Origin of the sequence: Streptomyces venezuelae (genome assembly GCF_008642375.1) — a bacterium.
Lineage (GTDB): Bacteria > Actinomycetota > Actinomycetes > Streptomycetales > Streptomycetaceae > Streptomyces > Streptomyces venezuelae_G.
Window position 1 is genome coordinate 3,755,058 of sequence record NZ_CP029194.1, and the last position, 17,120, is coordinate 3,772,177.

General features: G+C 73.0%; 16 protein-coding genes. 7 read left to right on the plus strand and 9 right to left on the minus strand.

All coding sequences use genetic code 11. The features are described 5' to 3' along the window. Positions 1 to 366: 366 nt before the first annotated feature. A complete protein-coding gene (locus DEJ46_RS16935; protein WP_150267384.1) occupies positions 367 to 1,056 on the minus strand; it encodes a metal-dependent transcriptional regulator in 690 nt (229 codons plus the stop codon). Between the two features lie 197 nt (positions 1,057 to 1,253). Between DEJ46_RS16935 and DEJ46_RS16940 the strand changes: the two genes are divergently transcribed. Next, a complete protein-coding gene (locus tag DEJ46_RS16940) occupies positions 1,254 to 2,009 on the plus strand; it encodes an SIS domain-containing protein (RefSeq protein ID WP_150267386.1) in 756 nt (251 codons plus the stop codon). Between the two features lie 29 nt (positions 2,010 to 2,038). On the opposite strand, the gene DEJ46_RS16945 is transcribed toward DEJ46_RS16940, so the two are convergent. Together DEJ46_RS16945 and DEJ46_RS16950 are read right to left on the minus strand one after the other, a co-directional pair. Further along, positions 2,039 to 3,223: an ATP-binding protein gene (locus DEJ46_RS16945; protein WP_150274500.1), complete on the minus strand. Its 1,185-nt coding sequence runs from the start codon at positions 3,221 to 3,223 to the stop codon at positions 2,039 to 2,041. 122 nt (positions 3,224 to 3,345) lie between these two features. Further along, a complete protein-coding gene (locus DEJ46_RS16950; RefSeq protein WP_150267388.1) occupies positions 3,346 to 4,002 on the minus strand; it encodes a response regulator transcription factor in 657 nt (218 codons plus the stop codon). An 88-nt stretch (positions 4,003 to 4,090) separates the two neighbouring features. On the opposite strand from DEJ46_RS16950, the gene DEJ46_RS16955 reads away from it, so the two are divergent. Genes DEJ46_RS16955 through DEJ46_RS16970 form a run of 4 tightly spaced genes read left to right on the plus strand, consistent with a single transcriptional unit; the run spans position 4,091 to position 7,732 of the window. Next, on the plus strand, positions 4,091 to 4,612 hold the full coding sequence (locus DEJ46_RS16955; RefSeq protein WP_150267390.1) for a hypothetical protein: 522 nt from the start codon (positions 4,091 to 4,093) through the stop codon (positions 4,610 to 4,612). Beyond that, a complete protein-coding gene (locus tag DEJ46_RS16960; RefSeq protein WP_150267392.1) occupies positions 4,609 to 5,667 on the plus strand; it encodes a peptidoglycan-binding protein in 1,059 nt (352 codons plus the stop codon). Before DEJ46_RS16955 ends, DEJ46_RS16960 begins: the two co-directional genes overlap by 4 nt. Before the next feature lie 11 nt (positions 5,668 to 5,678). Beyond that, positions 5,679 to 6,476 (plus strand): ABC transporter ATP-binding protein, encoded by a 798-nt coding sequence (locus tag DEJ46_RS16965; protein ID WP_411757826.1) that lies wholly within the window; start codon positions 5,679 to 5,681, stop codon positions 6,474 to 6,476. Continuing rightward, positions 6,476 to 7,732 (plus strand): ABC transporter permease, encoded by a 1,257-nt coding sequence (locus DEJ46_RS16970; RefSeq protein WP_150267396.1) that lies wholly within the window; start codon positions 6,476 to 6,478, stop codon positions 7,730 to 7,732. The genes DEJ46_RS16965 and DEJ46_RS16970 overlap by 1 nt, the downstream gene beginning before the upstream one ends. Before the next feature lie 106 nt (positions 7,733 to 7,838). Here the strand turns inward: DEJ46_RS16970 and DEJ46_RS16975 are convergent, their stop codons facing one another. Both DEJ46_RS16975 and pdxH read right to left on the minus strand, forming a co-directional pair. Next, positions 7,839 to 9,188, minus strand: coding sequence for a PAS domain-containing protein (locus tag DEJ46_RS16975; RefSeq protein ID WP_150267397.1), 1,350 nt, complete (start codon positions 9,186 to 9,188; stop codon positions 7,839 to 7,841). 356 nt (positions 9,189 to 9,544) lie between these two features. Next, the gene (gene pdxH, locus DEJ46_RS16980) at positions 9,545 to 10,171 is read right to left on the minus strand and encodes a pyridoxamine 5'-phosphate oxidase (RefSeq protein ID WP_223835471.1); all 627 of its coding nucleotides are present in this window, start codon (positions 10,169 to 10,171) and stop codon (positions 9,545 to 9,547) included. Positions 10,172 to 10,419: 248 nt separating this feature from the next. Here pdxH and DEJ46_RS16985 point away from each other — a divergent pair, with 248 nt between their 5' ends. Next, positions 10,420 to 11,523, plus strand: coding sequence for a citrate synthase 2 (locus tag DEJ46_RS16985; protein ID WP_150267400.1), 1,104 nt, complete (start codon positions 10,420 to 10,422; stop codon positions 11,521 to 11,523). A 10-nt stretch (positions 11,524 to 11,533) separates the two neighbouring features. Here DEJ46_RS16985 and DEJ46_RS16990 read toward each other — a convergent pair whose 3' ends face one another. Further along, entirely contained in the window at positions 11,534 to 12,649 is a 1,116-nt protein-coding gene (locus tag DEJ46_RS16990) for an isopenicillin N synthase family dioxygenase (RefSeq protein WP_223834707.1), read from the minus strand. Positions 12,650 to 13,040: 391 nt separating this feature from the next. Between DEJ46_RS16990 and DEJ46_RS16995 the strand changes: the two genes are divergently transcribed. Continuing rightward, positions 13,041 to 14,084 (plus strand): M4 family metallopeptidase, encoded by a 1,044-nt coding sequence (locus DEJ46_RS16995; RefSeq protein WP_150267402.1) that lies wholly within the window; start codon positions 13,041 to 13,043, stop codon positions 14,082 to 14,084. A 36-nt stretch (positions 14,085 to 14,120) separates the two neighbouring features. Here the strand turns inward: DEJ46_RS16995 and DEJ46_RS17000 are convergent, their stop codons facing one another. The 3 genes from DEJ46_RS17000 to DEJ46_RS17010 are packed head-to-tail and all read right to left on the minus strand — an operon-like array spanning position 14,121 to position 17,022. After that, positions 14,121 to 14,738: a TetR/AcrR family transcriptional regulator gene (locus DEJ46_RS17000; RefSeq protein ID WP_150267404.1), complete on the minus strand. Its 618-nt coding sequence runs from the start codon at positions 14,736 to 14,738 to the stop codon at positions 14,121 to 14,123. Next, a complete protein-coding gene (locus DEJ46_RS17005; protein ID WP_150267406.1) occupies positions 14,726 to 15,448 on the minus strand; it encodes an enoyl-CoA hydratase family protein in 723 nt (240 codons plus the stop codon). Before DEJ46_RS17005 ends, DEJ46_RS17000 begins: the two co-directional genes overlap by 13 nt. Next, positions 15,445 to 17,022 (minus strand): 4-coumarate--CoA ligase family protein, encoded by a 1,578-nt coding sequence (locus DEJ46_RS17010; protein ID WP_150267407.1) that lies wholly within the window; start codon positions 17,020 to 17,022, stop codon positions 15,445 to 15,447. The genes DEJ46_RS17005 and DEJ46_RS17010 overlap by 4 nt, the downstream gene beginning before the upstream one ends. Positions 17,023 to 17,120 lie beyond the last annotated feature (98 nt).

Here is a 17,120-nt window from a genome sequence, read left to right on the forward strand (position 1 = left end):
GATTGACTCCCGCTGCCGAGGGGAGATCTTGAACGGGAGGCGGACCGCTCGGGGAAAAACGGTCCGACGGGACTGACCTTGAGAGCTCGGGGCTCCAGGTCAGCACAGGGGAGGACAGGCCCCGGCGCCACAAGGCGCCGGGGCCCTCTGCCGTTCGGGACCCTCTGCCGTCCGTGGCCCTCATGGCCTCACACCCCTTCCGCACCCAGCTCGTACCAGCGTGGCACGCCGAGGGGGCGGGCGTGGCCATTCCGGCGTAAACCGGGGCGCGCGACGGGCCGTTGGCCACGGCCGTACCCCCGGGAACGGAGTGAGGGGCGCCCCGCCGTGACCGGCGGGGCGCCCCTCACTCCGTGCGGGAGAAGTTCAGCGCTTCGCGACGAAGACGTGTGCCGCGACCTCCGCGGCCAGCTCGGCGGCCTCGCCGCTGCTGCCCACCAGGACACCGCCCGGCGACTCCGTCACCGACACCACGGAACCGGGCTGCACGCCCGCCCTCCGCAGCGTGTACATCAGCTGGGCGTCCGTCTGGATCGGCTCGCCGATCCGGCGCACGACCACCGTCTTGCCACCGCTGGCGTCCAGGTCGGCGAGGGAGACCATCGAGTCGTCCAGGAACGCCTCGGCCTCCGCCTTCTCGCCGAGCTCCTCGAGACCCGGGATCGGGTTCCCGTACGGCGACTCCGTCGGGTGACGCAGCAGCTCCAGGACCCGCCGCTCCACGGCCTCGCTCATCACGTGCTCCCAGCGGCAGGCCTCGGCGTGGACCTGCTCCCACTCCAGGCCGATCACGTCGACGAGGAGACACTCCGCGAGCCGGTGCTTGCGCATGACGCGGGTGGCGAGGCGACGGCCCTCGTCCGTCAGCTCCAGATGGCGGTCACTCGCCACGGCCACCAGGCCGTCGCGCTCCATCCGGGCCACCGTCTGGCTCACCGTTGGGCCACTCTGGTCGAGTCGCTCGGCGATCCGGGCACGCATGGGGACCACACCTTCCTCCTCAAGCTCGAGGATGGTGCGGAGATACATCTCCGTTGTGTCGATCAGTCCGGACATACGTGCCCCTCGATGAGTCGTGCGCTGGCCCTGCCCCAATTCTGACGCATCACACCGACAACCGGGCCTCACCGGGGTGAGGCGGTATTGACAGAGCAATGGTCCAGACCGCACCGTGATCCGCGACCTCGGCACGAGCCACGACCGGAAGCGCGCCGAGAGCCACGCGAGAGCCACGCCGAGAAGGAGCCGCCGTCATGGGCGAGAGCAAGCTGGCCGGACAGTTCTTCGACGCCGCGATCGGCCTGCTCCAGCAGGTCCGCGACGGGGACTCCGAGGAGATCGCCGCCGCCGGAGCGGCCATCGCGGAAGCCGTCGCGAACGGCAACCGGCTCTTCGCCTTCGGCGCGGGCCACTCCTCGCTCGCCGCCCAGGACGTCGTCTACCGGGCCGGCGGCCTCGCGCTGATGAACCTGCTCGCCGTCCCCGGCGTCGTCGGCGTGGACGTCATGCCCGCCACGCTCGGCTCGGCCCTCGAGCGCGTCGACGGCCTCGCCGGGGCCGTCCTGGACTCCTCCCCCGCCAAGGCGGGGGACGTCCTGATCATCATCTCCCTCTCCGGGCGCAACGCCCTGCCCGTCGAGATGGCGATGAACGCCCGCGCGCTCGGCCTCACCGTCATCGGCGTCACCTCGGTGGCGTACGCGACGGAGACGAAGTCACGGCACGTCTCGGGGCAGTACCTCAAGGACCACTGCGACATCGTCCTCGACTCCCGGATCGCCGTCGGCGACGCGGAGCTCACCCACGAGGGCATCGAGGCGCCCTTCGCGCCCGCGTCGACCGTCGTGACCAGCGCGCTCATGCAGGCCGCGATGGCCGCCGCGGCCGAGGAGCTCGTACGCCGCGGCATCGAGCCGCCGCTGCTGCGCTCGGGGAACGTGGACGGCGGGCACGAGTGGAACGGCCGCGTGATGTCGGAGTACGCCGACCGGATCTTCTACCGGCACTAGACCGCCTCACGGGATGCGGGGGCTACCGGCTACGGGGCGAAGCGCACCCGGACCGTCAGGCCCCCGCCCTCCGCGTTGGCCGTCGCCGTCGCCGTCGCGTCGTGGGCGCGGGCGATGGACTCGACGATCGACAGGCCGAGGCCCACGCCCTCGCCGGGGGCCTGGGTGCGTGCGGACAGGCGGCGGAAGGGCTCGAAGAGCAGGGGCACGGTGTCCAGCGGGACCACCGGGCCGGTGTTCGTCACCTCGATGCCTCCCGGGCCCGTACGGACTTCCACGCGGCCGTCCGGGACGTTGTGCCGGACGGCGTTCGCGACCAGGTTGTGCGCCAGCCGGTCCAGGAGGACCGCGTCGCCGCGCACGGTCAGGGGCCGGGCGTCCAGCGAGACGGTGATCCCGCGCTCGGCCGCCTCGGCCGCCAGCGCGTCGACCGCCCCCGCTGCGACCTCGTGCACCGCCACCGGGCGCCGCTCCCGCAGCCCCTGGTCGCAGGAGGCGAGCAGCAGCAGTCCCTCGATGGTCCGCTCGCTGGCGTCGGCGACCTCGATCAGCTTCTCCCTGATCCGGGCGACCCGCTCCGGGCCGGGATCGCCCGCGAGGCCGATCTCGGCCGCCGCCCGCTGCACGGCGACCGGGGTCCGCAGCTCGTGCGCCGCGTTCGCGGCGAACCGCTGCTGCGCCGACACCAGCCGCTCCATCCGCCCGAGCATCCCGTCGAAGGTGTCCGCGAGGCGCTTCAGCTCCCCCGGCGGCGCGTCCAGGGCGATCCTCTCGTGCAGGTTCTCCCCGGACAGCCGGCGGGCCGTGTCGGTGATCACGGCGACCGGGCGCAGGACCCGGCCCGCCATCCACCAGGCGAGCGCGACCGAGAGGACGGCGTACGCGGCGAGGACGATCAGGGAGACCGTGAGGAGGCGCTCCAGAGCGGCGCTCTCGGCGGCGTCGCTCAGCGTCCGGGTGATCGCCATGCCCTGGGTCACGCCCGGCGGCAGCGGTGCCGCGCTCGTGGGTGTGGCCGGTGTCCACATCGGGCTGGTCGTGGCGGCGGGCAGGTCCTGGAGTCGCTGCGCGGGCACGGCCGTCGTCATGGCCACGCTGATCGACGAGTAGAGGCCGTCCTTCACGAGGAAGTAGACGACTCCGGTGAGCAGCGCGCCCGCGAGGAGGAGCAGTCCGCCGTAGAGCGCCGTCAGGCGGGCCCGCTCGCCGCCCATGGCCCTGCGCGCCCAGGCCCTCATGGTCTGCAGGGACTGCCTGGCCCTCATGCTCTGCCTGGGCCGCATGCTCTGCCCGGCCTTCATGGTCTGCCCGGCCCTCGTCGTCTGCCTGGTCCCCATCACGCGATCCGGTAGCCCGCGCCGGGCACCGTCTCCACCACCGGCGGCTCGCCGAGCTTCGCACGCAGCTTGCTCAGGGTCACCCGTACCGCGTTCGTGCGGTAGCTGGTGTGCTCCTCCCAGACCTGCTCGATCAGGTCCTCACCGCTCACGACGGCACCCTCGGCCCGCAGCAGCGCCTCCAGGACCGCGAACTCCTTCCGCGACAGGTGCAGATGCCGCCCGTCGCGGCTCGCCTGACGGCGCGGGGTGTCCAGGACGATCCCGGCCCGTTCGAGGACGGGCGGCAGCGCGGGCCGGGCGCGGCGGCCCAGGGCGAGGACCCGGGCGAGCAGCTCGTCGTACGCGAAGGGCTTGGCGAGGTAGTCGTCGGCGCCGAGCCCGAGGCCCTCGACCCGGTCCCGTACCGTCCCGGCCGCCGTCAGCATCAGGACCCGGGTCATCAGCCGGTGCTCGACCACCCGCCGGCAGACGTCGTCGCCGTGCATCCCGGGCAGGTCCCGGTCGAGGACCATGACGTCGTACTCCCCGAACTGGAGCTTCCGCAGGGCCTCCAGGCCGTCGCCGGCGACGTCCACGGCGAGCGCGTCGCGGCGCAGCCCCTCGGCGATCATCTCGGCGAGAAACGCCTCGTCCTCCACCACCAGTACGCGCATGGCCCCTGTCTACCGGACCGGGGCTTTCGTCTCCGTAAACCGATCCGGTGAGAGAAACGAAACGCCGCCCGCGCGCACGCTCCCGCTCATGACGACGACCACGATCACTCGCCGCACGACCCGCGAGACCCTCCAGCTGGCTGCCGCCGCCGCTCTCGCCGCGCTCTGCCTCCTCACCACCGCGTGCACCGCCGACGGCGGCGCCAAGGACGGCGGCGAGGGCGTGAGCGACGAGGTCAAGCAGGCCGACCAGGCGCTGGAACACCGCAAGTGCCTGCGCGAGCAGGGCCTGGACGTGCCCGAGCCGAAGCCCGGCGAGCAGGGCGTCGGCCTGACCATCGGCGGCGACGGCATGTCGAAGGAGAAGATGGAGAAGGCGTTCAAGGCCTGCCAGGGCAAGGGCGGCGGGGCCGGCATGGGCAAGGAGCTGACCCAGGCCGACAAGGACAAGATGATCAAGTACGCCCAGTGCATGCGGAAGAACGGCTTCGACATGCCCGACCCCGAGTTCGGCGGCGGCGGGATGACCGCGGCCCGGCCGATACCCCAGGGCGCCGAGGCCAAGAAGTTCGAGAAGGCCGACAAGGCCTGCGCGGGCGTGTCGCGATGAGCCGGCGCAAGCTCGTGGCCGCCCTGGCGGCGATCGCCGTCGTCGCGGGCGGCGGCGTGGCGGTGACCGCGCTCGCCGCCCCCGAGGAACAGCAGGCCGTGGCGGACAAGGGACGTGCGCCCGCCACGGCCCCGATCACCCGCGGCGACCTGAGCGACAGCTCCCAGCAGGACGGCACCCTCGGCTATCTCGGCGAGCGGAAGATCAACGCCGGGCCGTCCGGGATCCTCACCCGGATCGCCCCGGCCGGCTCCACCGTCGAGCGCGACGAGCGGCTGTACGAGGTCGACGGCACGCCCGTCCTCCTCATGTACGGCGCCGAGCCCATGTACCGGACCCTGAAGACCGGAGACAAGGGCAAGGACGTGCGGCAGCTGGAGGAGAACCTCGCCGCCCTCGGCTACGTCGGCTTCACCGTCGACGACGAGTACACGACGTACACGGCCGACGCCGTCAAGCGCTGGCAGAAGTCCCACGGCCTGAAGCGGACCGGCAGCCTCGGCCCCGGCACCATCGCCTTCGCCGGCAGCGCGGTACGCGTCAAGGAGGCGGGCGCCGCGACCGGCGACCAGGTGGGGCCCGGGCGGCCGGTGCTCACGGTGACCGGCTCCGAGCGGGTCGTACGGTTCAAGCTGCCCGTCGCGGACGCCGGCCTCGCGAAGACCGGCACCAGGGTCTCCGTACAGCTCCCGGACGGGACCACCGCACCCGGAAAGGTGTCGTCGGTGGGCAGGACCGCCTCCGCGGGCAACGAGCCGCAGGACCGGACCCCGAAGATCGACATCACGGTCTCCTTCGACGCACCGGCGAAGGTCAAGGGCGTGGACCAGTCCCCGGTCACCGTCGACCTCACCGGGGAGACACGGAGGAACGTGCTCTCCGTGCCCGTCAACGCGCTGCTCGCCCTGCCCGGCGGCGGCTTCGGCGTCCAGGTCGTCGAGAACGGGCGGACGCGGGACGTCGAGGTCGAGCTCGGCATGTTCGGCCAGGGCCGGGTCGAGATCGGCGGCAAGGGACTGCGCGAGGGCATGAAGGTCGGGGTGCCGTCCGCATGAGCATGAGTGAGATGGGAAGCGCCGCGGCGAGTACGAGTACGAGTACGAGTGCGAGTGCGAGTACGAGTACGAGTACGAGTACGAGTGCGAGTGCGAGTGTGGTGAGTGCGAGTGCGCCGGCGCATACCGTCGTCCGGCTCTCCGGGGTCACCAAGGAGTACGCGGGCGGGGTCCGGGCCCTCGACGGCGTGGACCTCTCCGTCGGCGCGGGGGAACTCCTCGGCATCGTCGGCCCGTCCGGGTCCGGCAAGTCCACGCTCCTGCACATCGTCGGCACCCTGGACCGGCCCAGCTCCGGGACGGTGGAGATCGCCGGCCACGACGTGGCCGCGCTGCCGGACCGCCGGCTGTCCGCCCTGCGCTCGCGCCACATCGGATTCGTCTTCCAGGCCTTCCACCTGGTGCCCGGTGTCGGCGCGCTGGAGAACGTCGCCGAGGGGCTGCTGTACTCCGGGCTCCCCCGGGCGCGACGGCGGGCGATGGCCGCGGACGCGCTCGCCCGCGTCGGTCTCGCCGACCGGATGAAGCACCGGCCCCACGAGCTGTCCGGCGGGCAGAAGCAGCGTGTCGCCATCGCCCGCGCGGTGGTCGGCGAACCCGATCTGCTGCTCGCCGACGAGCCGACGGGCGCACTGGACTCGGCCTCCGGCGAGGCGGTGATGGACCTCCTGCACGCCCTCAACGAGCAGGGCGCGACGATCGCGGTCATCACCCACGACACGGAGATCGCCGACCGGCTGCCGCGCCAGGTCCGGATCCGCGACGGACGGGTCGTGGCGGACACGGCGCGCGGAAAGGCCGCGGCCTGATGACGCACAGCAGAGGAGTACGGCGGGCGGCACGGCGAGCAGGGCGGCGGACACGACGTGCACGCATCGGGCTGAAGGCCGCGCGGCTCGGGCCGCGTGACGTCCTCCATGTCGGTTCGGCCGGACTGCGCAGCCGGCCCGCGCGGGTGGTCCTTTCGGCGCTGGGCATCGCCATCGGGATCGCCACGATGATCGCGGTGGTGGGCATATCGGCCTCCAGCCAGGCCCAGTTGATGCGGCAGCTCGACGCGCTCGGCACGAACATGCTGGTGGCCAAGCCGGGCGAGGCGATGTTCAGCGGGGAGGAGGTCAAGCTCCCCAAGGACGCGGTGGGCATGGTCGGCCGGATCGACGGCGTCGAGGAGGTCGGCGCGACCGCCGACCTCGACCGCACGGTCCGGCGCTCCGAGAAGATCCCCGAGGGCGAGACGGGCGGCATCGCCGTCAAGGCCGCCACGGAGCGGCTGCTCGCCGTCCTGCGCGGCGGGACGGCCGCCGGCACCTGGCTGAACGCCGCCAACGGCCGTTATCCGGCAGTGGTGCTGGGGCATGTCGCGGCCGAACGGCTCGGCATCACCGAGCCCGGCCGGCAGGTCTGGATCGACGACCGGTACTTCACCGTCGTCGGCATCCTGGACCCGCTGCCGCTCGCGCCCGAGATCGAACGGGCGGCGCTGGTCGGCTGGGAGGGCGCGCAGCGGCTCCTCGGCTTCGACGGGCATCCGACGGCGGTGTACGAGCGGTCCACCGACGCGTCCGTGCAGTCCGTCCGGCGGCTGCTCGCCCCGACGATCGACCCGGAGAACCCGCGGAACGTGTCGGTCGGCGACCCGTCCGCGGCCCTCCAGGCCAAGGCGGCGACCGAGGGGGCCTTCTCCACCCTGCTGCTCGGCCTCGGCGGGATCGCCCTGCTCGTGGGCGGTGTCGGAGTCGCCAACACCATGATCATCTCGGTGCTCGAACGCCGCCACGAGATCGGTCTGCGACGCTCCCTCGGCGCGACGAGGGGGCAGATCAGGATCCAGTTCGTGACGGAGTCCCTGATGCTCTCCGGCCTCGGCGGCCTGGCGGGCGTGGCGCTCGGCGGGGCGGCGACGGGCGTGTACGCGCACACGGGCGGACTGCCGTGGGTGGTGCCGCCCTGGGCGGTGGGCGGCGGCTTCGGCGCGACGCTGGCGATCGGGACGGTCGCGGGGCTGTATCCGGCCGTACGGGCGTCCCGGCTGTCACCGACGCTGGCGCTGCAGACGGCGTAGGCGGGCCGGGTGGGGGGCGACGCGGTGCGCACCAGGGACGGCGCGTCCCCCGCCGCACCGGGGGACGGCGCGCCCCCCGCACCGCGTCGCCCTCACCCGGCAGCCCTCATCCCCCCGCCGGCCCTCGCTCCTCCGGCGGCACCCCGGCGCCGAGCTCCGCCGCGACCCGGGACGCCACCGTCTCCGCGTACATCACGTCCTCCCGCTCGAAGCCCGGGCGGCAGGACGCCCGCAGGAAGGTCAGCACGCCCAGCGTCCGGCCCCGGGTGCGCAGGACCACGCACAGCGCGTGCGCCGCGTCCCCGGGCCACTGGTGCGCCTCCGCCCACACCTCGGCGGTCCGGCCCGCGCTCGCCCGCACCGCGCCCGACCGGTCCCAGGCCTGGAGGGCGGGGTGCCGCGGCCCGTACCGCAGCGGAATGCCGCCGCCCACGACCGGGGACGACGGGCCGGGGGCGCCGGGCGGGGTGGCCAGGGCGCGGGTGAGCCGGCGGTCGCCCACGACCCGGTCGACGAGAGCGTGGTCCGCGAAACCGGCCAGGGCGAAGTCGAGCAGGACCGTCACCGCCTCCTCGGCGTCCTCGCACTCCGAGGCCGCCACGCCCGCCCGGTGCAGCTGGCTCCACCGGAACCGCAGCCGGTCCGCCTCGCGCACCGCGAGCCGCTCCTCCGTCACGTCCTGGAACAGCCAGGCCACCCCCAGCGGCACCGGCTCCTCCGCCATCGGCGAGGACAGCCGCAGGAAACCGCTGCGCCAGCACCGGCGCCGCTCGCCCTCCGAGGTCCGCAGCGTCACCCACACCTCGGCGGGCGCGGGCGGCGTGCCCTCCGCCAGGACGTGCTGGAGCGCGCCCTCCAGCTCCTCGGCGCCGTGCACGACGACATCTCCGAGCGGGCGCCCGAGCAGGGCCGTACGACCCGTCCCGAAGGCGCGGGCGGCATGGCCGTTGACGACGGCGGGGCGCAGGTCGGCGTCGACGAGGACGACACCCCAGGAGGCGTCCTCGAAGAGGGCCTCGCTCAGGGCGACCGAACGCTCCAGGTCGAGCTGTACGTGGACCTCGCTGAAGGCGCAGTAGACGCCCGCAGGGCTGCCGTCGGCGCCCCGCACCCCGGCGGCCTGGCTCCGCACGAGCACCCGCCCGCCGTCCTTGCGCAGCAGCGCCAGCTCGTGGACCTGTCGGCCGGGGCCCTTCATGGCTCCCATCAGCCGCCCGAGGGTCTCCTCGGCGTCCGCGCCGCGCGCCGCCCACCCGCCGAAGCCGCGCCGCCCGACGGCCTCCGCGGCGGACCAGCCGAGGATCCGCTCGGCCTCGCGGTTCCAGTGCGTGATCATCCCGTCGGCGTCCAGGGCGCAGAGCGCCGCGTCCATCCCGTCGAGCAGCGCGGCCAACAGATCGGCCCCGGCCCCCGGAACGGAGGCGGTCTCGCTCGCGGCCCCCGTGAAAGCACTCATCCCGGTACCCCCCATTGCTGCGCCCCATTCAACTGGAAACGTGACGCAGGGCACACCCTGTTCCGCGAATTGAATAAATGGGTTGAGGCGCGTGGGGGCGCTTCCTAGGGTGTGGGTACACGCGAAAGGAGGTGATCCGAAAACATGATTTCGTTTCGGACTCGTGAGGTGACTGCGGGCTAAGGCCTGCCGTCGCACGCACTCTGTGCACCTCGGCAGGCCTGTCTGCCGAACACCACCGCAGTCACCCGACCCGTGAGTCGCCGGTCAGTCCGACCGGCTCCTGTCCGAACCTAGGCGGACGGGACCAAGGCTCACGGGTCGTCTGCGTTCTCGGAGCTGTCGGCGCGGACCGCTCAGGGCGCCAGCCGCTCCACCCTCCAGGTCTCCGCCTCGCGGACGTAGCGGAGGCGGTCGTGGAGGCGGTTCTCGTGGCCCTGCCAGAACTCGATCGTGTCCGGGACGACCCGGATGCCGCCCCACTCCGGCGGGACCGGGACCTGCTCGCCCTCGGGGTAGCGGGCCTCCAGTTCCTCGTAGCGGGCGAGGAGCTCCTCGCGGGAGGCGATCACCGCGGACTGGTGGCTCGCCCAGGCGCCCAGCTGGGAGCCGTGCGGGCGGGTGCGGAAGTAGGCGACCGTCTCGTCCCGGCCCGTGCGGACCGCGCGGCCCGTGACGATGACCTGGCGGGCCAGCGGGTGCCACGGGAAGAGCAGCGAGATGTGGGGGTTGGCCGCCAGCTCCTCGCCCTTGCGGGAGCTGTAGTTGGTGAAGAAGACGAAGCCGGCCGCGTCGTAGTGCTTCAGCAGGACGGTCCGGGAGGACGGGCGGCCGTCGGGGGTCGCGGTGGAGACGACCATCGCGTTCGGCTCGTGGATCGCCGGGTTCTCCGCGGTCTCCTTGAACCAGCGGGAGAACTGCGCGATCGGCTCGGGCGCGAGGTCGGCCACGGTCAGCTCCGTGGTGCGGTACTGCTCGCGCATGTCGGCGGGATCCAGGGCGTCGGTCACGGCGTCGGTCACGGGATCGGTCACGGGGCCATCCTGCCGCAGCACCTGAGCCTGCCCGGCACACCCCGGACCTAATCCTCTCTCGCCGGATCGGCGCAGTGTGCCGGATGTCACGCTTCCCGGCATCATCGGAACCGTACAGACTCTTGGGCTGGATGACTGTTGATTCCCCACCATCGACCACCGCACGGTTGATCGATCATCGATAGAGGAGCCGCCTGATGTCCGACTTCGTACCCGGGCTCGAAGGAGTCGTCGCGTTCGAGACGGAGATCGCCGAACCCGACAAGGAGGGCGGCGCCCTTCGCTACCGAGGCGTCGACATCGAGGACCTCGTCGGCCACGTCTCGTTCGGCAACGTCTGGGGCCTGCTGGTCGACGGCGCGTTCAACCCGGGTCTGCCGGCGGCCGAGCCGTTCCCGATCCCGGTGCACTCCGGTGACATCCGGGTCGACGTGCAGTCCGCGCTCGCGATGCTCGCGCCCGTGTGGGGCCTCAAGCCGCTCCTCGACATCTCCGTCGAGCAGGCCCGCGACGACCTCGCCCGCGCGGCCGTCATGGCCCTCTCGTACGTCGCCCAGTCCGCGCGCGGCCAGGGCATGCCGATGGTCCCGCAGAGCGAGATCGACAAGGCGGAGTCCGTCGTCGAGCGGTTCATGATCCGCTGGCGCGGCGAGCCGGACCCGAAGCACGTCAAGGCCGTCGACGCCTACTGGACCTCCGCCGCCGAGCACGGCATGAACGCGTCCACGTTCACCGCGCGTGTCATCGCCTCCACCGGTGCGGATGTCGCCGCTGCGCTCTCCGGCGCCGTGGGTGCCATGTCCGGGCCGCTGCACGGCGGCGCGCCCTCCCGTGTCCTCGGCATGATCGAGGAGATCGAGCGGACCGGCGACGCCACCGCGTGGGTGAAGCAGGCCCTCGACAAGGGCGAGCGGCTCATGGGCTTCGGCCACCGCGTCTACCGCGCCGAGGACCCGCGCGCCCGCGTCCTGCGCCGCACCGCCAAGGAGCTGGACGCCCCGCGCTACGAGGTGGCCGCCGCGCTGGAGAAGGCCGCCCTGGAGGAGCTGCACAACCGCCGCCCCGACCGGATCCTGGCGACGAACGTCGAGTTCTGGGCGGCCATCGTCCTCGACTTCGCCGAGGTTCCGGCGCACATGTTCACGTCGATGTTCAGCTGCGCCCGCACGGCCGGCTGGTCGGCGCACATCCTGGAGCAGAAGCGCACCGGGCGGCTCGTGCGCCCGTCGGCCCGCTACACGGGTCCCGGCCAGCGGGACCCGCGCGAGATCGAGGGGTACGCCGACATCGTCGGCCGATAGGCGAGGCGGGTCAGGACGACATCGCCGGGTACGTCTCCGGGTGCAGCAGCAGGTCCGCGTGGTGGCGGGCCGCCACCAGCGGGTGGGCCCGGAGCTTGCCCTTCAGTTCGTTGCGGCCGTACTCGGCGAACAGCGGGTTCGCCGGGTCCGCCGTGACACCCGGGGCCGCGGAGGCGTGCGGGAAGGCCAGCGGCGCGATCCGGGCGTCCAGGCGCGGGTTGTAGAAGAACGGCACGGAGTAGCGCTCCGTCGCCCCGGGCGGGGACACCACGCGGTGGTTCGTCGCGATCAGGTAGCCGTTCGTGGCCACTTCGAGGAGTTCGCCGAGGTTGACGACGAAGGCGCCCGGCAGCGGCGGCACGTCGTGGAACTCCCCGTCCTCCCGCTGGACCTGGAGCCCGCCGACCTGGTCCTGGAGCAGCAGCGTCAGGAAGCCGTAGTCCTTGTGCGCGCCGACGCCCTGGTCGTCGCCCTCGCCGCTGCTGCCCGGGTAGCGCACCAGCTTGAGGTGCGGGTGGGCGCGCTCGCCGAAGATCTCGTCGTAGAAGTCCGCGGGCGCGCCGATCGAGGTCAGCAGCTCGTGCAGGAGCCGCTGGGCGACGCCGCTGAGCCGGTCGATCCAGTGCAGGGCTGCGGTGCGGAGCTCGGGGAGCGCCTCCGGCCACTGGTTGGGGCCTTCGAGCCACCAGTACGGGGCTTCCCAGGGCGCGGGGGCGTGCGCGGGGCGCTCGGCGCCGATGTCGAGCTGGTCGCGCCAGTCGCGGGCGCCCGCGGTGCGCTCGTCGCCGATGCGGGTGTAGCCGCGGAAGTGCGGCGAGTTGATGTTGTCGAGGGCGAGCCGGTCGGCCTCGGGCAGTGCGAAGAAGGCGCGCATGGCGGTGGTGAGGGCCTGCGTCTCGGCCTCGCTCACCCCGTGCCCGACGAGCTGGAAGAAGCCGACGTCGTGGGCGGCGGAGTGCAGCTGGGCGTGGAGCAGGCGGCGCGCCTGGGGGCCCCGGTCGGCGGCGGAGAGGTCGACGATCGGGAGCTGCGAGGCGTACGAGGGGTGGATCCGCGAGCCGTCCACCGGCTCGTGGGAGCGCGCGCTGCGGGTCGGCTGCTGGAGGGAGGTCGAGCTGCGATTCATGGGTGCGTCCGCGGGGTGTACGGGGTGCCCGGGCGGCCGCCGGGGGTGGGGCGGGGGCCACGGGTGCCGATCGGTCTTGGGCTCTGAACGAGGGACCCGGGGACCCGGGGGCGAGGTGTGGCGCCCGGAGGTCGGGGGGTCAGGCGGAGCGGCGACAGCTCATGCTCGTGACGCGGACGAAGTCCACGTGGCGACGGCGTACGAGCGAAGGCATGCGAACAGCGTACTGCGGAGGGCCGCGAGGGGATGTGGTCCGCGTCACGTCCGCGCCATCGGAATGCCCGGCTCCCGGGCTCTGGTCAAAACGGTGGGCGTGCGCGAAGATCGCCGCCACGCGTGTCACGCGCATGCCAAGCTTCCCGTCGCAGCAGCCCATCGCAGGAGGATGTCCATGACCCGCCGCACCCGCCGTACCTCGCGCGGCCTGGTCGCCGCGGCCGCCGTCGCCGGTACGGCCGCCGCCGCCCTGCTCCCGTCCCCGGGGGCCGTCGCGGCCGCGCTGCCGCAGGCCCGGGTCTTCATGGTGAACCCGGTGCAGTCCTCCGGCGACCAGTCCCTCGCCGACCACAAGGACGCGGCGAGCGACGTGCCCGCCTCCGCCTACGCCACCGTCACGCTCCGGAACCTCGACGCGAGCGGCGGACTGTCCGGCAAGTGGGTCACCGTCCGCTCCGAGACGGGCAAGCCCGCCAAGGTCGCCGACGCCACCACGTACGACCGCTCCCAGGACCAGTTCGAGCAGGTCATGGCGTACTTCTGGATCAACGAGGCGCAGGAGTACCTCCAGGGCCTCGGCTTCGGCACCGAGCTGCCCGGGGCGAACGACCGCGTACAGCCGGTCCGGCTCAACCAGTACGGCGCCGACAACTCCTTCTTCACCGACAAGAAGGACGAGATCCGCCTCGGCAAGGGCGGTGTCGACGACGCCGAGGACGCGGACGTCGTCGTCCACGAGTACGGCCACGCCGTGCACCACGCCCAGGTGCCCGGCTTCGGCACGAACGCCGAGTCCGGCGCGATCGGCGAGGCCTTCGGCGACTACCTCGCCGTCGCGGTCGGCACGCACGCGGCCACGAAGTACGGCTGGCCGCTGAAGGCCGACGCGGCCTGCGTCGCCGACTGGGACGCCACCGGCTACAGCGAGGCGCCGCACTGCCTGCGCCGGATCGACGGCACGAAGACCTACGCGGACCGCGAGGGCGAGGTCCACGCCGACGGCGAGATCTGGTCCCGGGCGCTCCTCGACATCCGCACCTCGCTCGGCGCCCGGACCGCCGACCGGATCATCGTCAACGCCCAGTTCGGCTTCGCCCCCGACACGAGCTTCGAGGCCGCGGCGAAGACGACCGTCGCGACCGCGCAGAAGATGTACGGCACGGCGGCGGCGGACGCGGTAAGGGACGCCTTCCGGGCGCGCGCGATCCCGGGCGTCTGATCCCGGGCGTCTGATCCCGGGCGTCCAGCCGCTCGGCTAGTCGCTCAGCGCCTCGTTCACCAGCCGCGCCCACTGGGACACCACCCGTTCCCGGCGGGCGCGGTCGTCCGTCAGGAGGGTGGCGAGGCCCAGGCCGCGGGCCATGTCCAGCAGGCCCTGGACCGTCTCGCGGACGCCGGGGCGGGACTCGTCGGCGCCCAGGACCTCGACGGCGATCCGGTGGGACTCCCGGCCGACCCGGGCCTCCAGTTCGGTGACCCGGCCCCGGAGCTGGGCCTCGTCGGAGGCCGCGACCCAGAGGTGGAGCGCGGCCCGGAAGAGGGGCCCGGTGTAGAGGCCGACGAGGGCCTCGACGGCCTGCTCGCGGTTGTCCGTACGGAGTGTCCGCAGGGCCTGCGAGCGTTCCTCGGCGACGTACTCGACGGCCGCCGTGAAGAGGTCCTCGCGGGTCGGGAAGTGGTGCTGGGCCGCGCCCCGGGAGACACCGGCCCGTTCGGCGACGACGGCGACCGTGGAACCCGCCCAGCCGTGCTCGGCCAGGCAGGCCACCGCGGCCTCCAGGAGCCGCTGCCGGGTGGCGCGGCTCCTGTCCTGCTTGGGGTTCCGGTCCGGCTTGGGATTCCGGTCCGGCCTGGGCGCGGTCACTGCCGCCATTCGGGGTCCCGTCGTTCGAGGAAGGCCGTCATCCCTTCGCGCGCCTCGGCGGAGGCGAAGAGTGTGGCCGACCTCTGCACCAGTTCCTCCGCGTCGCGTTCGAAGGTCTCCAGGACTCTAGCGGTGACCAGCCGTTTCGCTTCCCGGAGGCCTTGCGGGGAGCCCGCGCGAAGGGCGTCGAGGATGCCGGGGAAGGCCTCCGCCCCGGCCGTGACGAGGCCCATCGCGACGGCCTCCGGCACGCCGAACCGCTCGCCCGTCAGGTAGTAGCGGGCCGCCGCGCGCGGGTCGAGTTTCGGGAGGAGGGTGAGGGAGATGACGGCGGGCGCGACCCCGATGCGTACCTCGGTGAGCGCGAAGTCCGCCGCCTCCCCCGCCGTCACGACGTCGCACGCCCCGAGGAGGCCGAGTCCGCCGGCCCGGACGTGCCCGGTGACGTGGCCGACGACGGGTTTCGGCAGTTCGACGAGCTGCCGGAGCAGGTCCACGAAGGCGTACGGGCTGGGCGGGGCCTTCAGGTCGGCGCCCGCGCTGAACGTGCCGCCGGTGTGGGTGAGGACCACCGCCCGGACCGCCGGGTCCTTGCCGCAGGCGGTGAGGGCGTCGGCGAGCTCGGTGACGAGGTGGGTGGAGAGGGCGTTGCGGGTGACCGGGGAGTCGAGGGCGAGCGTGGTGACGCCCCGCTCCTCGGTGATGTCGACCAGGGTCATGCGCGGTTCCTCAATTCTCGGCGGAGGATCTTGCCGGACACCGCCCGCGGGATGCTCTCCACGAACTCCACGCCGCGGACCTTCTTGTACGGGGCGACCCGGGCGGCGACGTGCGCCATGACGTCCTCGGCGGTCAGGCCGGGCGCCGAGGGCTGGCGTACGACGAAGGCCTTGGGGGTCTCGGTGCCCTCGGCGTCGGTGACGCCGACGACGGCGGCGTCGGCGACGCCCTCGTGGGTGAGGAGGAGCGCTTCGAGTTCGGCGGGGGCGACCTGGAAGCCCTTGTACTTGATGAGCTCCTTCACCCGGTCGACGACGAACAGCCAGCCGTCGGCGTCGACGCGCCCGATGTCGCCGGTGTGGACCCAGCCGTCTTCGTCGATCATGGCGGCGGTGGCGTCGGGCCGCCCCAGGTAGCCCTTCATGACCTGCGGTCCCCGGATGGCGACCTCGCCGGCCTCGCCGGGCGCCGCGTCCTTCGCCGGGTCGTCGAGGGACAGGATCCGGAGCTCGGTCGAGGGCAACAGTTTGCCGACGGTGCCGGGTGGGGACGTCTCGGCGTCGAGCGGGGTGACGTGGGTGGCCGGGGAGAGCTCCGTCATGCCGTACGCCTGGCGGACCGGCGGCAGCCCGAGCCGGGCCGAACAGGCCTCGGCGAGGGCCGCGTCGAGCGGGGCGGCGGAGCTGACGATGTACTTCAGGGACGACAGGTCGTAGTCGGCGACGGCCGGGTGCTTGGCGAGGGCCAGGATGATCGGCGGGGCGACGTACAGGCCGTTGATGCGGTGCTTCTGGACGGCCCCGAGGAAGGTGTCGAGGTCGAAGCGCGGCAGGACGACGACGGTGGCGCCGTGGCGGAGCGGGGCGTTCATGAGGGCCGTCAGGCCGTAGATGTGGAAGAAGGGCAGTACCGCGAGGATGCGGTCGCCGGGGCCCATCGGGACCAGCGGGGCCAGCTGCGTCAGGTTGGTGGCGATCGACGTGTGCGTGAGCATCACGCCCTTGGGGACGCCGGTGGTGCCGGAGGAGTACGGCAGGGCCGCCACGTCCTCGTCGGGGTCGATCCGCGGCTCAGGGACGGGTCCGGCGGAGGCCAGGAAGGACTGGAGCGACCGGGTGCCCTCCCCCTCGGGGGACTGGTCGCAGACGAATATCTCCTCGATGCCGCCCGCGAGTTCGGCCGCCGCGCGGGCCGTCGGGAGCAGCGGGGAGACGGTGACGATCCAGCGTGCGGAGGAGTCGCGGAGCTGCTTGGCGAACTCCTCGGGCGTGGCGAGCGGGTGCACGGTGGTGACGGAGGCGCCCGCGCGGGTGGCGGCGTAGAACGCGACGGGGAAGAGGACGGTGTTGGGGCTGTGCAGCGCGAGCACGTCCCCCTTCCGCACGCCGGTCTCGGCGAGCCCGGCGGCTACCCGCCGATGAAAGGCGTCGACCTGCCCGTACGTGAGGGTGAACTCCCCTGCCCCGTCGATCAGTGCGGGGGTGTCGCCCCATTCGGCCGCGCGGCCGAGCACCGCGTCGTGGATCGGCAGGGAGACGGTCGGAACGGCCTCGTACTCGCTGTGGAACACCATGCAAGCCCCCTGGAGAGGTGGGAGAGGTGGAAGGTGGTCGCCAGGATCGCGTGTGTCGCTACGGCTTGGGGAGACCTTGTCAGCACTCCATCAAAACA